Source organism: Pseudorhodoferax sp. LjRoot39, assembly GCF_964253035.1.
Lineage (GTDB): Bacteria > Pseudomonadota > Gammaproteobacteria > Burkholderiales > Burkholderiaceae_C > Pseudorhodoferax.
The window spans coordinates 257,777-274,599 of sequence record NZ_CAXUQL020000001.1 but is presented as its reverse complement, the minus strand read 5'-3'; the positions used below and the strand labels follow the sequence as shown (position 1 = coordinate 274,599).

Below are 16,823 nucleotides of genomic sequence, written 5' to 3'. Positions count from 1 at the left end.
CATGATCGACAAGAAATACATCGGCCACACCCAGCCGGCCTTCACGGTCGCCGTGGAAGCCTCGCGCCTGCGCTTCTTCGCCAAGGCCACGGGCCAGGCGGACCCGGTCTACAGCGATGAGTCGGCCGCGCGCGATGCCGGCCACCCCACGCTGCCCGTGCCGCCAACCTTTTTGTTCTGCCTGGAGATGGAGTCGCCCGACCCGGCCGCGCTGCGCAACCTGCTGGGCCTGGACTACCGCCGCCTGCTGCATGGCGAGCAGCGCTTCGTCTACCACCGCCCGGCCTATGCCGGCGACCAGCTGACCTTCGAGCAGCGCATCGAGGACATCTACGACAAGAAGGGCGGGGCGCTGGAGTTCGTCGTGCGGGTGACGCGCGTGACCAACCAGCGCGGCGAGCACGTGGCCGACCTCAAGGGTGTGACCGTGATGAGAAACGCGTGAGGAACAACAAATGACGATTTCCTACGAACAGATCGAGGTGGGCGACGCACTGCCGGCCTTCGAGACCGAGGCCATCTCGCGCCTCACGCTGGCGCTGTACTGCGGCGCCTCCGGCGACCACAACCCCATCCACGTGGACACCGACTTCGCCAAGGCTGCCGGTGTCGGCGACGTGTTCGCGCACGGCATGCTGTCCATGGCCTACCTGGGCCGGCTGCTGACCAACTGGGTGCCGCAGAGCGCGCTGCGCGAGTACGGCGTGCGCTTCGTCGCGATCACGCAGGTGGGCGCCAAGGTTCGCTGCGAAGGCCGGGTGACCGAGAAGTTCGAGCAGGACGGCGAGCGCCGCGTGCGCGTCGAACTGTCCACCACCGACCAGAACGGCCAGGCCAAGCTGGCCGGCGATGCCGTGATCGCCCTTTCCTGATTCCAACGAGACAAGACATGATCCAGAAGCTCCAAGACAAAGTCGCCCTGGTCTCAGGCTCCGGCCGCGGCATCGGCAACGCCATCGCCATGAAGCTCGCCTCCGAAGGCGCGCGCCTGGTCATCAACGACCTGGACGAAGCGCCCGCCATGGAAACCGTGGCCGCCATCCGCGCGGCCGGCGGCCAGGCCGTGGCCTGCGTGGGCAGCGTGACCGATGCCGACTTCGGCACGCGCTTCGTCGCCACCGCGCTGAAGGAATTCGGCGGTGTGGACATCATCGTCAACAACGCCGGCTACACCTGGGACAACGTGATCCAGAAGATGAGCGACCAGCAATGGGAAGACATCCTGGCCGTGCACCTGACCGCGCCCTTCCGCATCCTGCGCGCCGCGTCCGACTTCATCCGCGAGGCTGCGAAGAAAGAGGCCGATGCACCCGTGTTCCGCAAGGTCGTCAACATCTCGTCCACCTCGGGCGTGTACGGCAACGCGGGCCAGGCCAACTACGCCGCCGCCAAGGCCGGCATCAACGGCCTGACCAAGGCCATGGCCAAGGAGTGGGGGCGCTACAAGGTCAACGTCAACAGCGTGGCCTTCGGGCTGATCCAGACGCGGCTGACGCAGCCGCTCACGGCCGGCGAAGCCAGTGTGGACATCGGCGGCCGCACCATCGCAGTGGGCGTGCAGCCCGATCGCCTGAAGGCTGCTGAGGCCACGATCCCGTTGGGCCGTGGCGGCACGCCGGAAGAAGCGGCTGGTGCCGTGTACATGTTCTGCATTCCTGAATCCAACTACGTGAGCGGGCAAGTGCTCGTTTGCGGCGGAGGCCGGCCATGACGTTCGGCGCCGTTGCACGGCCCTGGATGACCGACGAGCTGCAGATGGTGCGCGACACCGCGCGCCGCTTCTTCGAGACCGAGTGCGTGCCCCACCAGAAGAAGTGGCAGGAGCAGGGCCACGTGGACCGCGCCATCTGGCGCCGTGCTGGCGAACTGGGCCTGCTCTGCGCGGGCGTGCCCGAAGAGTACGGCGGTGGCGGCGGTTCCTTCCTGCACGAGGCCGTGGTCTGCGAGGAGCAGATGCGCGCGCTGGTCAACAGCTTCTCGATCAACGTGCACAGCGGCATCGTCGCGCACTACCTGCTGGCCTATGGCACCGAGGCGCAGAAGAAGCGCTGGATCCCCGGCATCGCGCGCGGCGAGACCGTGGCGGCCGTGGCCATGACCGAACCCGGCGCGGGCACCGACCTGCAGCGCATCACGACCAGCGCCGTCAAGGACGGCAGCGACTACGTGGTCAACGGCGCCAAGACCTTCATCACCAACGGCCTGCTCGCCGACATCATCGTCGTCGCCGTCAAAACCGATCCGACGGCCAAGGCCAAGGGTGTCTCGCTGGTCGTGATCGAGACGCAGGACCTGAAGGGCTTCCGCCGCGGCCGCCTGCTCGAGAAGATCGGCCAGCAGGGCCAGGACACGGTGGAGCTGTTCTTCGACGACATGCGCGTGCCGCAGGCCAACCTGCTCGGTGGCGAAGAAGGCAAGGGCTTCGCCCACCTCATGATGCAGCTGCCGCGCGAGCGCCTGCTGCTGGCCATCGGCAACGCCGCCATCATGCAGCGCGCCGTGGACGACACGCTGGCCTACACGCGCGACCGCAAGATCTTCGGCGACACGCTGCTGCACCTGCAGAACACGCGCTTCAAGCTGGCCGAGTGCCAGACCAAGGCGAGCTTTGCGCGCAGCTTCGTCGACGACTGCGTGGCCCGCCTGGCCCGCAACGAACTCGACGTGCCCACCGCGGCCATGGCCAAGTGGTGGATCAGCCAGGCCACCTGCGAGGTGGTGGACGAGTGCCTGCAGCTGCACGGCGGCTACGGCTACATGCAGGAGTTCCCCATCGCCCGCATGTACACCGACGTGCGCGTGGCCCGCATCTACGGTGGCGCCAACGAGGTGATGAAGGAAATCATCGCCCGGGCCATGGAAAACCAATGAGCAGGGCCTGGTTCCAGCACTGGCCGCGCGGCTTCCCGCACGCGCTGGCCGTGCCGCAGACCACGCTGTTCGCCAACCTGGCGACCAGCGCTGCGCGCTACCCGCAGCGGCCCGCCATCGTCTACTACGACAGCGTGCTGACCTATGCCGAGTACCTGCGCCAGGTCGAAGCGCTGGCCGGCCACCTGCAGCGCGCCGGTGTCGCCAAGGGCGACCGCGTGCTGCTGATGAGCCAGAACTGCCCGCAGTTCGCGGTCGGCTTCTTCGCCGTGCAGTGCTGCGGCGCGGTCATCGTGCCCGTCAATGCCATGTGCACGGCCGGCGAGGTCGACCACTACCTGGAAGACAGCGGCGCGCGCCACGCCATCGCGGCGCAGGAGCTGCTGCCGGCCATGCAGCCCGCGCTCGCGCGTGGCGCGCTGCGCGAGGTGGTGGTGATCTGCTACGCCGACGCGCTGACGGCGCCGACTGAACTCCGCGTGCCCGAGGTCGTGCGTGCGCCGCGGCAGCCACTGGCGCAGGCCGGCTGCGTGGCCTGGACCGAGGCACTGGCGGGCGCACCCGCCACGCCCGTGCAGGGCCAGTCCGGCGACCTCGCCGCGCTGCCCTACACCTCGGGCACCACGGGCCGGCCCAAGGGCTGCATGCACACGCACGCGAGCCTGATCGCCTCTGCCGTGGGCGCCTGCCTGTGGCGCAACCTGCACGCCGAATCCGTGGTGCTGGGCGTGGCGCCCATGTTCCACCTGCTGGGCATGCAGAACGCGCTGCTGATGCCGGTCTGGCAGGGCGCCACCGTGGTCATGCTCGCGCGCTGGGACGCTGCTGCCGCGGCCTCACTCATCGAGCGCTACCGCGTCTCGGTCTGGGCCTCGCCGCCGGCCATGCTGATCGACTTCTTCGCGCATCCCGAGGCACAGCGCCGCGACCTGTCCAGCCTGGCCATGCTCAACGGCGGCGGCGCGGCCATGCCCGAAGCCGTCTCTAGCATGCTCAAGGAGCGCTTCGGCATCACCTACATCGAGGGCTACGGCCTGACCGAGACGGCCTCCTTCCTGCACTGCAACCCGCTGGCGGCCAGCAAGCGCCAGTGCCTGGGCATCCCGACCTTCGGCGTGGACTCGCGCATCGTCGACCCCGAGACGCTGGCTGAGCTGCCGCCAGGCGAGACCGGCGAGCTGGTCAGCCGCGGCGCGCAGGTCATGCAGGGCTACTGGCGCGACGATGCAGCCAACCGCGCGGCCTTCCTGGAGATCGACGGCCAGCGCTACTTCCGCACCGGCGACCTCGCCAGCATGGACGCCGACGGCTACTTCTTCATGCGCGACCGCCTGAAGCGCATGATCAACGTGAGCGGCTACAAGGTCTGGCCGGCCGAGGTGGAGAGCATGCTGTACGAGCACCCGGCCATCCACGAGGCCTGCATCGTCGCGCGGCCCGACGCCAAGCAGGGCGAGGCCGTCTGCGCGGTGGTGGTGCTGCGGCCCGGCCAGGCGCTCGACGAGGCAGGGTTGATCGCCTGGTGCCGTGAGCGCATGGCGGTGTACAAGGCCCCGCGCGCGGTGGAGTTCCGCGTGGCCCTGCCCAAATCCAACACCGGCAAGGTGGCCTGGCGCGAGATCCAGGAAGCCTTCGCACGTTCGTAAAACATTCCACGGAGACAAGACCATGCACAAGACCGACATCACGCGCCGCCAGGCCCTGGCCTTCACCACGTTCGCCCTCACCGGCCTGCCGGCGCTGGCGCAGCAGGACTTTCCGAACAAGCCGCTGCGCATGGTCGTGCCCTACGCACCGGGCGGCGGCACCGACACCATCGGCCGGCTGATGGCCACCAAGCTCGGCGAGAACTGGAAGGCCACGGTCGTCGTGGAGAACAAGCCCGGCGCGGGCGGCGTGATCGGCAACGACATGGTGGCCAAGGCACCGGCCGACGGCTACACCATCCTGATGGCGATCACGGTCATGGTGCAGCACCCGGCGCTGATGCCCAAGCTGCCCTACGACCTGCTCCGGGACTTCCAGCCGCTGGCCGTGGCGGCGCGTTCGGCCGACCTGTTGCTGGTGCACCGCGACGTGCCGGCCAACACGGTCGAGGAATTCGTCAAGCTGGCCAAGGCCGACCCGCGCACCTACGCGCTGGGCTCCTACGGCAACGGCACCTCGGGCCACATCCACGCGGCGATGCTCAACCAGCAGGCCGGCCTGGACCTGTCCATCGCGCACTACAAGGGCGCCGGCCCGCTGATGGCCGACCTGCTGGGCGGCCAGGTCAAGGTGGGCTTCCTGGACGCGACCACGGCCGCGGCCCAGGTCAACGGCGGCCGCGTGAAGGTGCTGGGCGTGACGGGCGCGCGCCGCTCGCCGCTGGCGCCCAACGCGCCGACATTCACCGAGCTGGGCTACAAGTCCTTCGAGCCCTATGGCTGGTTCGCGCTGTTCACGCAAGCCGGCACGCCGCCGGCGATCGCCAAGAAGCTGTCCGACGAACTCAACGCTATCCTGGCGCAGCCCGAGGTGCGCAAGCGCCTGGAGGAGCTGGGCCTGTTGCCGGGCGGCGAACCCGTTGCCGAATTCGCCAAGGAGATGCGCCGCGACCTGGACATCTGGGGCCGCGTCATCCGCGAAGCCAACATCAAGATAGATCAATGAGCCCACCCCGTTTGAACTTCTCACTGCGTGTAGAAGTTCGATACCCCCTCAAAGGGGGCGCCGCCAGCGGCCGGGCAAAGCCCGTTCCGCGGCGTCTGCTGGCATGGCCTGCTCCGCGGCCTCTCGAGCAGCGGCTTGCGTGCCGGTTTCGTGCGATGCGGGCCGTGTGCCTGCCAATGGATCACTGACATGTCTCAATCCCATCCTTTCGACTTCAAGGGCCACCACGTCTTCGTGGCGGGCGGCTCCTCCGGCATCAACCTGGCCATCGCCGATGCCTTCGCACAGGCCGGGGCCAAGGTGGCGATCGCCAGCCGCTCGGCCGAGCGCATCGCGGGCGCCGTGGCGCAGCTGCGTGCCCACGGTGGCGAGGCCGAGGGCTACAGCGCCGACGTGCGCGAGCCCGAGGCCATCGAGGCCGCACTGCGCGCCGCGCACGAGCGCTTCGGCCCCATCGACGTGCTGGTCTCGGGCGCGGCCGGCAACTTCGTCGCGCCGGCGCTGGGCATGTCGCCCAAAGGCTTCAAGACCGTGGTCGACATCGACCTGATCGGCGGCTTCAACGTGGTGCGCTCGGCCTACGAATTCCTGCGCAAGCCCGGCGCCTCGGTGCTGAACATCTCGGCGCCGCAGGCCGCCAACCCGACCAAACTGCAGGCCCATGTCTGCGCGGCCAAGGCCGGGCTGGACATGATGGTGCGCGTGCTGGCCATGGAGTGGGGGGCGGACGGCATCCGCGTGAACTCGCTGGTGCCCGGCCCCATCGCCGGAACCGAGGGCATGAGGCGCCTCGCGCCCGACGCCGCGGCCGAGAAGCGGGTCACCGATTCCGTGCCGCTGGGCCGCATGGGCAGCACGCAGGAGATCGCCAACATGGCGATGGTGCTGGCCTCGCCGTTGGCCAGCTACGTGACCGGCGCCATCCTGAACGTGGACGGCGGCAGCTCGCTGCCGGGTGGTCGCGACCTGGGCGCGAGCCCGCAATGAGCGAGGAGCAGCGATGAGCAGGATCCGTTTCGAACAACAGGGCGCCACCGCCATCCTGACGCTGGACGACGCACCCGTGCGCAACGCGCTCTCGCCGGAGATGCGCGTGGAGGTGGCCGAGGTGGTCGAGCGCGTGCGCACCGACACGGGCATTCGCGCGCTGGTCATCACGGGCGCCAACGGGCATTTCTGCTCGGGCGGCGACCTGCGCAACATCGCCAACGCCGGACTGGACAACGCCGGCTGGCGTGACCGCCTGCACCTGCTGCACGGCTGGCTGGCCAAGCTCCTGAGCCTGGACAAGCCGGTGATCTGCGCGGTCGATGGCGCTGCCTACGGCGCGGGCTTCGGCCTGGCGCTGGCCGGTGACTTCCTGATCGCCACGCCGCGCGCGCGCATGAGCGTGTCCTTCCTGAAGGTCGGCCTGGTGCCGGACTGCGGCATCTTCTACACGCTGCCGCGCGTCGTCGGTCCGCAGCGTGCGCGCGAGCTCATGCTGTCGGCGCGCGAGGTCAAGGCCGACGAAGCCCTGCGCCTGGGCATCGCGATGGAAGTGGTCGAGGCCGACCAGCTGCTGCCGCGCGCGCTGGCGCTGGCCCGGAGCTTCGAGGGCGCCTCGCCCATGGCGGTGAGCCTGATCAAGCGCGCCTGCGCGTCCACGGGCGACCTGGTCGGACAGTTGAGCCTGGAGGCCGACGCCCAGGCCCTGGCCATGGGCTCGCCCGAGCACAAGAGCGCGATCCAGGATTTCCTGCAGAAGCGCCCGCCCAGGTTCTCCTGGCCGGAGTAGGCGCAGCGCGCCATTCGGCGTACAGACTGTTGCGCGGGCGCTGCGACAATGCGCCGCTTTGCCGTGGGGCGGTGCGCAATGGGGCGCCCGTTGTCGTGCGGGCGTCCGGGTGCCGATCGATTGATGTGCAGGGCTCTGGGGTGGCTGTGGGGAGTCTGTCTGTGGCTGTGTGCCGGCGCGGCGTGGGCCCAGGCCGTGCAGGTCGTGCCCGGGCAGGGCCAGGTGGTGCTGCGCGAGGCCGTGGAGGTGCTCGAAGACCCCACGGGCCAGCTGACGCTGGAGGCGGTGCGCGGCCAGCGCTTCGCGCCACCCACGGGCGGCCTGTCCAGCTTCGGCTTTACCTCGTCCGCCTACTGGTTCCGTTTCACGCTGGACAACCCCGGCACCGCCACGCTGGCGCGGCTGCTGGTGCTGCGCACCAACTGGCTGGACACCGTGGACCTGTACGCGCCCGGGGCGGACGGCCAGACCACCCACCGCCGCTTCGGCGACACGCTGCCGTTCGGCGAACGCGAGGTCGACGCGCCGCAGTTCGTGCTCAGTCTGCCGGTCGCACCCGGCCCGCACACCTACTACCTGCGCATCACCAGCACGCAGGCCTTCATGACGCCCATGGAGCTCTGGGAGCTCAAGGCCTTCCACGAGAGCGACCGGCGCTGGTCGGCCTACTACGGCATGTTCTACGGCATCCTGGCCGTGATGGTGCTCTACAACGCCTTCATCTGGACGTCCACGCGCGACCGCAACTACCTGGCCTACTGCGCCTACCTGCTGTCGTTCTTTCTGATGAACGCGGCCTACAACGGCTTCGCCTACCAGTACTTCTGGCCCGAGTCGCCGCGCTGGAGCAACTGGGCTCACACGCCCTTCATCTTCGGCTTCCAGGTCATGGCGCTGTGGTTCTCGATGCAGTTCCTGGAGTCGCGCCAGCGCACGCCGCGCGTGCACCGGGTGATGCAGGCCTACCTCGCGCTGACGCTGGTGGCCTGGGGGGTGGTGTCGCTGTCGGGCGACCTGGTGGCCTACAACGCGGCGCCCGTGTACTTCATCTTCCTGGGCACGCCGCTGATCCTGACCGCCGGCCTGCGCGCCTGGCTGCGCGGCTACCGCGCGGCGCGCTTCTTCGTGCTCGCCACGATGGCCAGCCTCACGGGCAGCTTCGTCACCGCGCTGACGGTCAGCGGCTTCCTGCCCTACACCTTCGTCCACTTCCACGCGGCCGAGTTCGGCATCCTCGTCGACGTGGTGCTGCTCTCGCTGGCCCTGGCCGACCGCATCAACCTGCTGCACCAGCAGCGCCGCGCGGCGCAGGCGCAGGCCACGCGCCAGCGCCTGCAGGCTTCGTTCCAGCTGGAGAAGGCCAACATCCGGCTGGAGCAGCAGGTGCAGGAGCGCACGGCCGAACTGGCGCGGGCGCGCGACGAGGCCGAGCAGCTGGCGCGGCTGGACGCGCTGACCGGCGTGGCCAACCGGCGCTCGTTCCAGGAGGTGGCCGAGCGCGAATTCCTGCGCGCGCGGCGCTACGGACACCCGCTGGCCGTGCTGGTGTTCGACATCGACCTGTTCAAGCAGGTCAACGACACCCATGGGCATGCGGCGGGCGACATGGTGATTTGCGCCGTCGCCGGCATCGTGCGCTGTGCGGTGCGCGAGGTGGACTTTCTGGCGCGCATCGGTGGCGAGGAGTTCGCGGTGCTGCTGCCCGAGGTGCAGCCGCTGGACGCCCAGCGCACCGCCGAGCGCCTGCGCGAACTCATTGCCGACTGGCGCGGCGCGTTCGAAGGCCAGGCGCTGCGCTGCACGGCCAGTTTCGGCGTCAGCACCGTCGAGGCGGGAGACTCCGGTTTCGACACCGTGCTGCAGCGTGCCGACCAGGCCATGTACGCGGCCAAGCAGGCCGGCCGGGACCAGGTGAGCGTGCACGGCTCGCTGTTTTGAACCACCCCGTTTGGACTTCTCACTTCGTGTAGAAGTCCCATCGCCCAGGGGCGCCGCCAGCGGCCGGGCAGAGCGTCACGCCAGTGTCGTGGCGCGCCTCAGCCGGGAATCGTGCCCGGCAGCAGGATGCTGCGGTCCACGTTCTGGATGTTGGTGTGGCCGCAGAAGGCCATGGTCACGTCCAGCTCCTTGTGCAGGATCTGCAGCGCCTTGGTGACGCCGGCCTCGCCCATGGCGCCCAGGCCGTAGGCCATGGCGCGGCCGATCATGGTGCCGCGCGCGCCCAGGGCCCAGGCCTTGAGCACGTCCTGGCCGCTGCGGATGCCGCCGTCCATCCAGACCTCGGTGCGGCTGCCCACCGCGCTGACGATGTCCGGCAGCGCCGCGATGCTGCTGGGCGCACCGTCGAGCTGGCGGCCGCCGTGGTTGCTGACCACGATGGCGTCGGCGCCGGCCTGCGCGGCCAGTTCCGCGTCCTCGGGCACCATGATGCCCTTCAGGATCAGCTTGCCGCCCCATTGCTCCTTGACCCAGGCGATGTCGGCCCAGGACAGGCGCGGGTCGAACTGCTCGTTGGTCCAGGACGACAGGGAGCGCATGTCCGACACGCCTTCCACATGGCCCACCAGGTTGCGGAAGGTGTGCCGCTTCGTCCCCAGCATTCCGAGGCACCAGCGCGGCTTGGTCGCCAGGTTGACGATGTTGCGCAGCGTGGGCCGCGGCGGCGCGGTCAGCCCGTTCTTCAGGTCCTTGTGGCGCTGGCCGATCACCTGCAGGTCCAGTGTCAGCACCAGCGCGCTGCACTTGGCCGCCCTGGTGCGCTCGATCATGCGGGCCATGGCCTTGCGGTCGCGCATCATGTAGAGCTGGAACCAGAACGGCGCAGTGGTGTTCTCGGCGATGTCTTCGATGGAGCAGATGCTCATGGTCGACAGCGTGAACGGGATGCCGAACTTCTCGGCCGCGCGCGCCGCGTGGATCTCGCCGTCGGCATGCTGCATGCCCGTCAGGCCCACGGGCGCGATGGCCACGGGCATCTTGGCCGCCTGGCCGACCATGGTGGTGGCCGTGCTGCGGCCTTCCATGTTCACGGCCACGCGCTGGCGCAGCTTGATCTTGTGGAAGTCGGCCTCGTTGGCGCGGTAGGTGCCTTCGGTCCACGAGCCGGAGTCGGCGTAGTCGTAGAACATGCGCGGCACGCGCTTTTCGGCCAGGACCCGCAGGTCCTCGATGGTGGTGATGACGGTCATGGCCTGATTTTCTCTGTTGCGTGTCCAGCGTGCGGAATGGTTGGTTGCCGGCATGCGGAGGCGCTGGCACGACGCGGGGCGAAGGGCCGCGGAGCAGGCCATGCCAGCAGACGCCGCGGAACGGGCTTTGCCCGGCCGCTGGCGGCGCCCCCTTGAGGGGGGATGGAACTTCTACACGCAGTGAGAAGTTCAAACGGGGGTGGCCTCACTTCACGACCATGAGGGTGAACGGCCAGACGTAGGCCTGCATGGTCACGTACAGGCCCACCAGGCAGGCCAGCGCGATCGAGTGGAAGAACACGTAGCGCAGGATCTCGCCTTCCTTGTTGAACCAGCGCGTGGCCGTGGAGGCCACGACGATGGACTGTGCGTCGATCATCTTGCCCATCACGCCGCCCGAGCTGTTGGCCGCGCCCATGAGGTTGGGCGACAGGCCCAGCTGCTCGGCCGCGACCTTCTGCATGCCGCCGAACAGCACGTTCGAGGCCGTGTCCGAGCCCGTCAGCGCCACGCCGATCCAGCCCATCAGCGTGCCGAAGAAGGGATAGAGCACGCCGGTGTTGGCGAAGGCCAGGCCCAGCGTGGTGTCGGTGCCCGAGAAGCGCGTGAGCGTGCCCAGGGCCAGCATCAGCACGATGGTCAGCAGCGAGTAGCGCACCAGCCAGAAGGTCTTGCAGAAGGTGCGCACGATGGCGACCGGGTTGTACTTCATGACCAGCGCGCTGACGATGGCCGCCAGCAGGATGCCCGTGCCGGTGGCCGACAGCAGGTTCAGCGTGTAGACGGCGGCCTCGGGGTGCGGCGTGGTCACGACAGGCGGCACCTTCATGATCAGGTTGTGCAGGCCCTCGATCGGGAACTTGGGCGCGAAGATGCCGTTGAGCCAGGCCTTGACGGGCGGCAGACCCCAGACGAACACGAAGATCGACAGGATGGCCCAGGGCGTCCAGGCGGCGACCAGCGCCTCCTTGGAGTGGCGCACCACAGGTTGCGGCGGCTTGGCCTCGGCGGCGCTGGGGTCGCGGCCGCGCATGGCCGGCGAGGTCCAGACCTTCTTCGGTTGCCAGACGCGCAGGAAGGCGACCAGGCTGAGCATGGAGACGATGGCGGCGATGATGTCCACCAGTTCCGGGCCCATGAAGTTGGACACCAGGTACTGCGGGATCGCGAAGGACAGGCCGGTGACGAGGACCGCGGGCCAGATCTCCAGCATGCCCTTGCGGCCGGCGAAGGCCCAGATCAGCCAGAACGGCACCAGCAGCGAGAAGAAGGGCAACTGGCGGCCGATCATGGCTGTGACTTCCATGAGGTCGTAGCCATGCACCTGGGCCAGCGTGATGACCGGCGTGCCCAGCGCCCCGAAGGCCACGGGCGCGGTGTTCGCGATCAGCGACAGGCCGGAGGCGGCCAGCGGCGAAAAGCCCAGGCCGATCAGGATGGCGGCCGTCACGGCCACGGGCGTGCCGAAGCCGGCCGCGCCCTCGAAGAACGCGCCGAAGCAGAACGCGATCAGCAGCAGCTGGATGCGGCGGTCCTCGGTGATGCCCGAGAGCGAGTCCTGCAGCACCTTGAAGCTGCCGTTCTGCTCGGTCAGCTGGTGCAGGAAGATGATGTTCAGCACGATCCAGCCGATGGGCAGCAGGCCCGTGAAGCCGCCCAGCATGGCGGCGCGGCCGGCCATGTCGGCCGGCATGCCGTAGGCGAACACGGCCACGACCAGCGCGGCGACCAGGCCCATGCCGGCGGCGATGTGGGCCTTGATGTGGAAGAAGCCGAGGGCGCCGAGCATCACGATCACGGGAATCGCCGCGAGCGCGGTCGATAGGAACATGTTGCCGAAGGGGTCGTAAATCTGCTGCCAGGTCATGGCGGGTCTCCTGCTGGTATTGAAAAAGTGGTTGTGAACAGGGCGTGGGGCGGCGCTCGCCCGGGTGCGCGGTGCACGGCGCGTCGGACTGTAGGGGGCGCGGTCGCTGCGGGGTGTGAAATGCCCGCGGCGGGCTTGTGAAGGTTTTTCACGCGGACGGATGACATGGTTGTCAGCGCCGTGTCAGTCGGCTGGTGCCGTCGCGCTGCGCGATGCATGGCCGAAAAAAATGCACGCAGTGACCGGTGCAGGCCGGGATCATGGTCCAGCCCGGGGGCAAGAGCAATCCCCCGGCCACGACAACGAGGAGACACCATGGACCGCAGACAACTGCTGACCAGCGCGCTGGCGCTGGCCGCCGCCATGCCGGCGCGCGCGCAGGCCTTTCCGAGCAAGCCGATCCGCATGCTTGTGCCGTTCCCGCCGGGCGGCGGCACCGATTTCATCGCGCGCACCGTGTCCATGCGCTTGGCCGAGTCCACGGGCTGGACCGTGGTGCCCGACAACAAGGCCGGCGCCGGCGGCACCATCGGCGTGGCCGAGGCGGCCAAGGCTGAAGCCAGTGGCCACACGCTGCTGCTGGGCCAGCTCGACAACCTGGGCGTGGCGCCGCTGCTCTACAGGAGCCTGCCGTACCAGCCGCAGCGCGACCTGCAGCCCGTCATCAACGTGGCCGACTTCCCGATCATCCTGCTCACCTCGTCCGCCTCGCCTTACAAGACGCTGGCCGATGTGGTGGCCGCCGCGCGCGAGCCCGGCCGCATCACCTTCGCTTCGGCCGGCAACGGCACCGTCTCGCACCTGGTGGGCGAACTGTTCCAGCTGCGTGCGGGCGCCAAGATGCAGCACATCCCGTACAAGGGCTCGGCGCCGGCGCTGGTCGACGTGGTGAGCGGGCAGGTGACGCTGCTGTCGTCGTCCATCCCATCCGCGCTGTCGCAGGTGCAGGCCGGCAAGCTGCGGCCGCTGGCCGTGAGTTCAGCGCGGCGCAGTCCCATCCTGCCGGACGTGCCGACGATTGCCGAGAGCGGCGTCAAGGACTTCGACGTCAACGTCTGGTATGCCGTGTTCGCGCCGGCCGGCGTGCCCGCCCCCGTGGTGGCCCAGCTCAACGCCGCGCTGCACAAGATGCTGCAGATGCCCGAGGTGCAGGCCGCCATCCAGGCCCAGGGCGGCGAGGTGCGGCCCGGCACGCCGCAGGCGCTGGGCGAGCGGTTGGCCGCCGACATCGCGCAGTGGCGCGAGGTGATCGCGGCGGCGAAGATCCAGCTCGAATAGTCAGCCGACGGCGGCGGCCTGGGCTTCCGCCGCGTAGCGCCGCAGCCGCGCGCCGGCGCGCATGACCTGGCCCGGCAGAGTGCGGCCGAGCACGCGCTCGAGTTCGCGCGCGGCTTCGCACAGCGCATCCAGGTCGATGCCGGTGGCGATGCCGAGCTGTTCCATCAGGTGCACGGTGTCCTCGGTGCAGACGTTGCCCGTGGCGCCGGGCGCGAACGGGCAGCCGCCCGTGCCGGCCAGCGCTGATTCGTAGCGTGTGATGCCCAATGCCAGGCCTTCCATCACATTGGCCAGCCCCAGGCCGCGCGTGTTGTGGAAGTGCAGCGCGACGGGCAGCTGCGGCACGCGCGCGGCCAGGCGCTCCACCGTGGCGCGCACCAGCGGCGGCGTGGCCATGCCCGTGGTGTCGCCCAGCGTGAGGCCGGAGAAGCCGAGTTCGGCGAACTCATGGGCAATGGCCTCGATCTGGTCCAGCGCCACATCGCCCTCGAACGGGCAGCCGAAGGCGCAGGCGATGGCGCCGTGCAGGCGCAGGGGCGCGCCGCGCGCGATGTCGGCGATCTCGCGCATGTCCTGCAGCGAGTCGGCGACGCTGCGGTTCAGGTTCTTGCGGTTGTGCGTCTCGGAGGCCGAGAGAAACACCACGGCCTCGTCGGCATCGGCGGCCAGCGCGCGCTCCACGCCCTTGCGGTTGGGCGCCAGCACCGACAGCTGCACGCCCGGGCGGCGCCGCACCGTGGCCAGCAGTTCGCCAGCGTCGCGCAGCTGCGGCACGGCGCGCGGCGAGACGAAGGAGGTGGCCTCGAAGTGGCGCACGCCGGCGTCCATGAGCCGCTCCAGCAGCGCGACCTTGGTGGCGGTGGGCACGAACGCGGCCTCGGACTGCAGTCCGTCGCGCAGGCCGACCTCGGTGATGCGGACCTGGGAGGGGTAGGTGGGTGGGGTGGGCATGCGGATCTCCTGCGCTCAGCATAGTGGCGCGGGCGGGCGCAGGCTTGGCCGATGGGCAGGGCGGCATCGCCAAATGCGATGCGTGGGCGCTGTGCAGGCTGCAAGATCGCGCCTGCTTCAGACACAGGAGATTTCTTCATGCAGTTGAGCGGCATCCGCGTCATCGACCTGACGCGCATCCTCTCCGGCCCGTTCTGCACCATGCTGCTCGCCGACATGGGGGCCGACGTCGTCAAGATCGAGGCACCCGAGGGCGACCCGGTGCGCGCCCAGGGCGAGATCGTCGACGGCATGAGCTGGTACTTCGCCTCGTTCAACCGCAACAAGCGCTCGGTGCAGCTGGACCTCAAGTCCGAGGCCGGCATGGCCGCGCTGCGCCGGCTCATCGCGGGCGCCGACGTGGTGGTCGACAACTTCCGCCCGGGCGTGATGGAGCGCATGGGCCTGGGCTGGGCGCAACTGCGCGCGCTGGCCCCGGGCATCGTGCACACCAGCGTGAGCGGCTTCGGCCAGTCCGGCCCCTATGTGGACCGGCCGGCCTTCGATTTCATCGCCCAGGCCATGAGCGGCTTCATGAGCATGAACGGCACGCCCGCCACCGGGCCCATGCGCAGCACGCTGCCGATCAGCGACCTGATCGCGGGTTGCTATGCCGCGCTCGGCACGGCCGCCGCGCTGGTGCGGCGCGCGCGCACGGGCCAGGGCGAGCGCGTGGGCGCCTCGCTGGTGGACGGGCTGATCAGCTTCGGCGCGTTCGCGAGCGCCGACTTCCTGGCCAGCGGCAGGCTGCCCGTGCCCACCGGCAACGACCATCTGCTGGTGGCGCCCTACGGCCTGTTCACGGCCAGCGATGGCGAGATCGCGGTGGCGCCATCCAACGACGCGGTCTACCAGAAGCTGCTGCAGGCGCTGGACCTCACGCACCTGCGCGAGGATCCGCGCTTCGCCACCAACGCGCTGCGCGTGCAGCACCGCGCAGCGATCAATGCGCACGTGAACGTGGCCGTCTCGCGCCACGACAAGGCGCACTGGATCGCCACGCTCAACGCGGCCGGCGTGCCCTGCGGCACGGTCATGAACCTGGCCGAGGTCTACAGCGACCCGCAGGTGCTGTCGCAGCAGATGGTGCTGGAGGTGGAGCACCCGGGCCACGGCGCAGTGCGCATGAACGGCTTTCCGGTCAAGTTTTCCGAGGCGCCCTGCGCCGTGCGGCGGCCGGCGCCGGATGCGGGCGCGCACACGGCCGAGGTGCTGCGCGAGGCTGGGCTCAGCGCGGCCGAGATTGCGGCCGTCTCAAGATAGTGCGGCCGCCTGCAGGTGCGCCAGCAGCAGCCGGCCCGCGCTGTGCAGGCCATCGCCCGCGCGCACGCAGATCTTGAGTTCGCGTTGTGCCCAGCCGTCGGTCAGCGCGATGGTGGCCAGGCCATCGCCCGCGTACAGCGCCATCGCGTCGCCGGGCATCACGCCCACGCCGAAGCCGGCCTTGACCATGGCGACCATCGCGTCGTACGAGGTCACCTGGAAGCGCATGCGCAGCGGCAGGTTGGCGGCCGTGGCCGCGCGCATCAGCATCTCGTTGCCGGCGCTGCCGCGGTGCATGCCGACCTGGTCGTATTCCAGCGTGTCGGCATAGGCCAGCGCGCGGTGGCCGGCCAGCGGGTGCGCGGCCGGCAGCACCAGCACCATGCGGTCGCGCCGGTACGGGAACACCGTGAGGCCCTGCAGGTCCAGCGCGCTCGTGAAAATGCCGATGTCGGCCGCGTTGTCCAGCACCAGCCGCGTGACGACCGAGCTCACGCGCTCCTCCAGGTCGATCTGCACGCGCGGGTGCAGCCGCGTGAAGCGGGCCAGGTCGCCCGGCAGGAACTGCGTGATGGACGACAGGTTGGCGGCCAGCCGCACATGGCCGGCGGCGCCGCTGGCCTGCTCCAGGATGGTGTCGGCCAGGCCCTCGGCGTTGTGCAGCAGCTGGCGCGCGCCGCGCGCCAGGTTGCGGCCGGCTTCGGTCGGCTCGACACCGCGCGCGCGGCGGATCAGGAGCGGCGTGCCGACCTGGCGTTCGAGCTCGGAGATGCGCTTGCTGAGCGCGGAGGTTGCGATGTGTTCGCGCTCGGCGGCCGCGGCGATCGTGCCTTCCTCGACCACGGCGACGAAGAGCTGCAGCGAATAGAGGTTCAGTCGCACCGGCAAGGTCTGCGGGGAGTGGGGGAAGCGGGATCATAGAAGCCCGGCGACGGCA

15 protein-coding genes are annotated in these 16,823 nt (G+C 69.6%); 11 read left to right on the top strand and 4 right to left on the bottom strand.

Going from position 1 to position 16,823, the window contains the following annotated elements; all coding sequences use genetic code 11:
* The first annotated feature begins 1 nt into the window (after window position 1).
* The 9 genes from ACSQ4M_RS01320 to ACSQ4M_RS01280 all read left to right on the top strand — a co-directional run bounded on the left by ACSQ4M_RS01320 (window position 2) and on the right by ACSQ4M_RS01280 (window position 9,238).
* Window positions 2-445 carry a MaoC family dehydratase N-terminal domain-containing protein gene (locus ACSQ4M_RS01320; protein ID WP_436187882.1) on the top strand — a complete coding sequence of 148 codons (444 nt, stop codon included), beginning with the start codon at window positions 2-4 and terminating at the stop codon, window positions 443-445.
* 10 nt (window positions 446-455) lie between these two features.
* Window positions 456-872, top strand: a complete 417-nt coding sequence (locus ACSQ4M_RS01315; RefSeq protein WP_436187881.1) for a MaoC family dehydratase — start codon at window positions 456-458, stop codon at window positions 870-872.
* A gap of 17 nt (window positions 873-889) precedes the next feature.
* Window positions 890-1,711: an SDR family NAD(P)-dependent oxidoreductase gene (locus ACSQ4M_RS01310; protein WP_436187880.1), complete on the top strand. Its 822-nt coding sequence runs from the start codon at window positions 890-892 to the stop codon at window positions 1,709-1,711.
* Window positions 1,708-2,871 (top strand): acyl-CoA dehydrogenase family protein, encoded by a 1,164-nt coding sequence (locus ACSQ4M_RS01305; protein ID WP_436187879.1) that lies wholly within the window; start codon window positions 1,708-1,710, stop codon window positions 2,869-2,871. Before ACSQ4M_RS01310 ends, ACSQ4M_RS01305 begins: the two co-directional genes overlap by 4 nt.
* On the top strand, window positions 2,868-4,517 hold the full coding sequence (locus tag ACSQ4M_RS01300; protein WP_436187878.1) for a long-chain-fatty-acid--CoA ligase: 1,650 nt from the start codon (window positions 2,868-2,870) through the stop codon (window positions 4,515-4,517). The genes ACSQ4M_RS01305 and ACSQ4M_RS01300 overlap by 4 nt, the downstream gene beginning before the upstream one ends.
* Window positions 4,518-4,539: 22 nt before the next feature.
* Entirely contained in the window at window positions 4,540-5,523 is a 984-nt protein-coding gene (locus tag ACSQ4M_RS01295) for a Bug family tripartite tricarboxylate transporter substrate binding protein (RefSeq protein WP_436187877.1), read from the top strand.
* A gap of 189 nt (window positions 5,524-5,712) precedes the next feature.
* Complete coding sequence (locus ACSQ4M_RS01290) at window positions 5,713-6,510, top strand: SDR family oxidoreductase (RefSeq protein WP_436187876.1); 798 nt, start codon at window positions 5,713-5,715, stop codon at window positions 6,508-6,510.
* A gap of 13 nt (window positions 6,511-6,523) precedes the next feature.
* Complete coding sequence (locus ACSQ4M_RS01285; RefSeq protein ID WP_436187875.1) at window positions 6,524-7,300, top strand: enoyl-CoA hydratase/isomerase family protein; 777 nt, start codon at window positions 6,524-6,526, stop codon at window positions 7,298-7,300.
* Between the two features lie 195 nt (window positions 7,301-7,495).
* Complete coding sequence (locus ACSQ4M_RS01280; RefSeq protein WP_436187874.1) at window positions 7,496-9,238, top strand: sensor domain-containing diguanylate cyclase; 1,743 nt, start codon at window positions 7,496-7,498, stop codon at window positions 9,236-9,238.
* Between the two features lie 98 nt (window positions 9,239-9,336).
* On the opposite strand, the gene ACSQ4M_RS01275 is transcribed toward ACSQ4M_RS01280, so the two are convergent.
* Together ACSQ4M_RS01275 and ACSQ4M_RS01270 are read right to left on the bottom strand one after the other, a co-directional pair.
* A complete protein-coding gene (locus tag ACSQ4M_RS01275) occupies window positions 9,337-10,488 on the bottom strand; it encodes an alpha-hydroxy acid oxidase (RefSeq protein WP_436187873.1) in 1,152 nt (383 codons plus the stop codon).
* Between the two features lie 205 nt (window positions 10,489-10,693).
* On the bottom strand, window positions 10,694-12,355 hold the full coding sequence (locus ACSQ4M_RS01270) for an L-lactate permease (protein ID WP_436187872.1): 1,662 nt from the start codon (window positions 12,353-12,355) through the stop codon (window positions 10,694-10,696).
* Window positions 12,356-12,670: 315 nt separating this feature from the next.
* On the opposite strand from ACSQ4M_RS01270, the gene ACSQ4M_RS01265 reads away from it, so the two are divergent.
* Window positions 12,671-13,633 (top strand): Bug family tripartite tricarboxylate transporter substrate binding protein, encoded by a 963-nt coding sequence (locus ACSQ4M_RS01265; RefSeq protein WP_436187871.1) that lies wholly within the window; start codon window positions 12,671-12,673, stop codon window positions 13,631-13,633.
* On the opposite strand, the gene ACSQ4M_RS01260 is transcribed toward ACSQ4M_RS01265, so the two are convergent.
* The gene (locus ACSQ4M_RS01260) at window positions 13,634-14,584 is read right to left on the bottom strand and encodes a hydroxymethylglutaryl-CoA lyase (protein ID WP_436187870.1); all 951 of its coding nucleotides are present in this window, start codon (window positions 14,582-14,584) and stop codon (window positions 13,634-13,636) included. It lies immediately after the preceding gene.
* A gap of 138 nt (window positions 14,585-14,722) precedes the next feature.
* On the opposite strand from ACSQ4M_RS01260, the gene ACSQ4M_RS01255 reads away from it, so the two are divergent.
* The gene (locus tag ACSQ4M_RS01255; RefSeq protein WP_436187869.1) at window positions 14,723-15,886 is read left to right on the top strand and encodes a CaiB/BaiF CoA transferase family protein; all 1,164 of its coding nucleotides are present in this window, start codon (window positions 14,723-14,725) and stop codon (window positions 15,884-15,886) included.
* Here ACSQ4M_RS01255 and ACSQ4M_RS01250 read toward each other — a convergent pair.
* Window positions 15,878-16,768, bottom strand: coding sequence for a LysR family transcriptional regulator (locus tag ACSQ4M_RS01250; protein ID WP_436187868.1), 891 nt, complete (start codon window positions 16,766-16,768; stop codon window positions 15,878-15,880). The two genes, ACSQ4M_RS01255 and ACSQ4M_RS01250, sit on opposite strands and share 9 nt — an antisense overlap.
* Window positions 16,769-16,823: the final 55 nt, after the last annotated feature.

Coding starts and splice junctions, on each gene's coding strand:
- ACSQ4M_RS01320 (WP_436187882.1), top strand. CDS start 2: ATGATCGACAAGAAATACATCGGCCACACCCAGCCGGCCTTCACGGTC.
- ACSQ4M_RS01315 (WP_436187881.1), top strand. CDS start 456: ATGACGATTTCCTACGAACAGATCGAGGTGGGCGACGCACTGCCGGCC.
- ACSQ4M_RS01310 (WP_436187880.1), top strand. CDS start 890: ATGATCCAGAAGCTCCAAGACAAAGTCGCCCTGGTCTCAGGCTCCGGC.
- ACSQ4M_RS01305 (WP_436187879.1), top strand. CDS start 1,708: ATGACGTTCGGCGCCGTTGCACGGCCCTGGATGACCGACGAGCTGCAG.
- ACSQ4M_RS01300 (WP_436187878.1), top strand. CDS start 2,868: ATGAGCAGGGCCTGGTTCCAGCACTGGCCGCGCGGCTTCCCGCACGCG.
- ACSQ4M_RS01295 (WP_436187877.1), top strand. CDS start 4,540: ATGCACAAGACCGACATCACGCGCCGCCAGGCCCTGGCCTTCACCACG.
- ACSQ4M_RS01290 (WP_436187876.1), top strand. CDS start 5,713: ATGTCTCAATCCCATCCTTTCGACTTCAAGGGCCACCACGTCTTCGTG.
- ACSQ4M_RS01285 (WP_436187875.1), top strand. CDS start 6,524: ATGAGCAGGATCCGTTTCGAACAACAGGGCGCCACCGCCATCCTGACG.
- ACSQ4M_RS01275 (WP_436187873.1), bottom strand. CDS start 10,488: ATGACCGTCATCACCACCATCGAGGACCTGCGGGTCCTGGCCGAAAAG.
- ACSQ4M_RS01270 (WP_436187872.1), bottom strand. CDS start 12,355: ATGACCTGGCAGCAGATTTACGACCCCTTCGGCAACATGTTCCTATCG.
- ACSQ4M_RS01265 (WP_436187871.1), top strand. CDS start 12,671: ATGGACCGCAGACAACTGCTGACCAGCGCGCTGGCGCTGGCCGCCGCC.
- ACSQ4M_RS01260 (WP_436187870.1), bottom strand. CDS start 14,584: ATGCCCACCCCACCCACCTACCCCTCCCAGGTCCGCATCACCGAGGTC.
- ACSQ4M_RS01255 (WP_436187869.1), top strand. CDS start 14,723: ATGCAGTTGAGCGGCATCCGCGTCATCGACCTGACGCGCATCCTCTCC.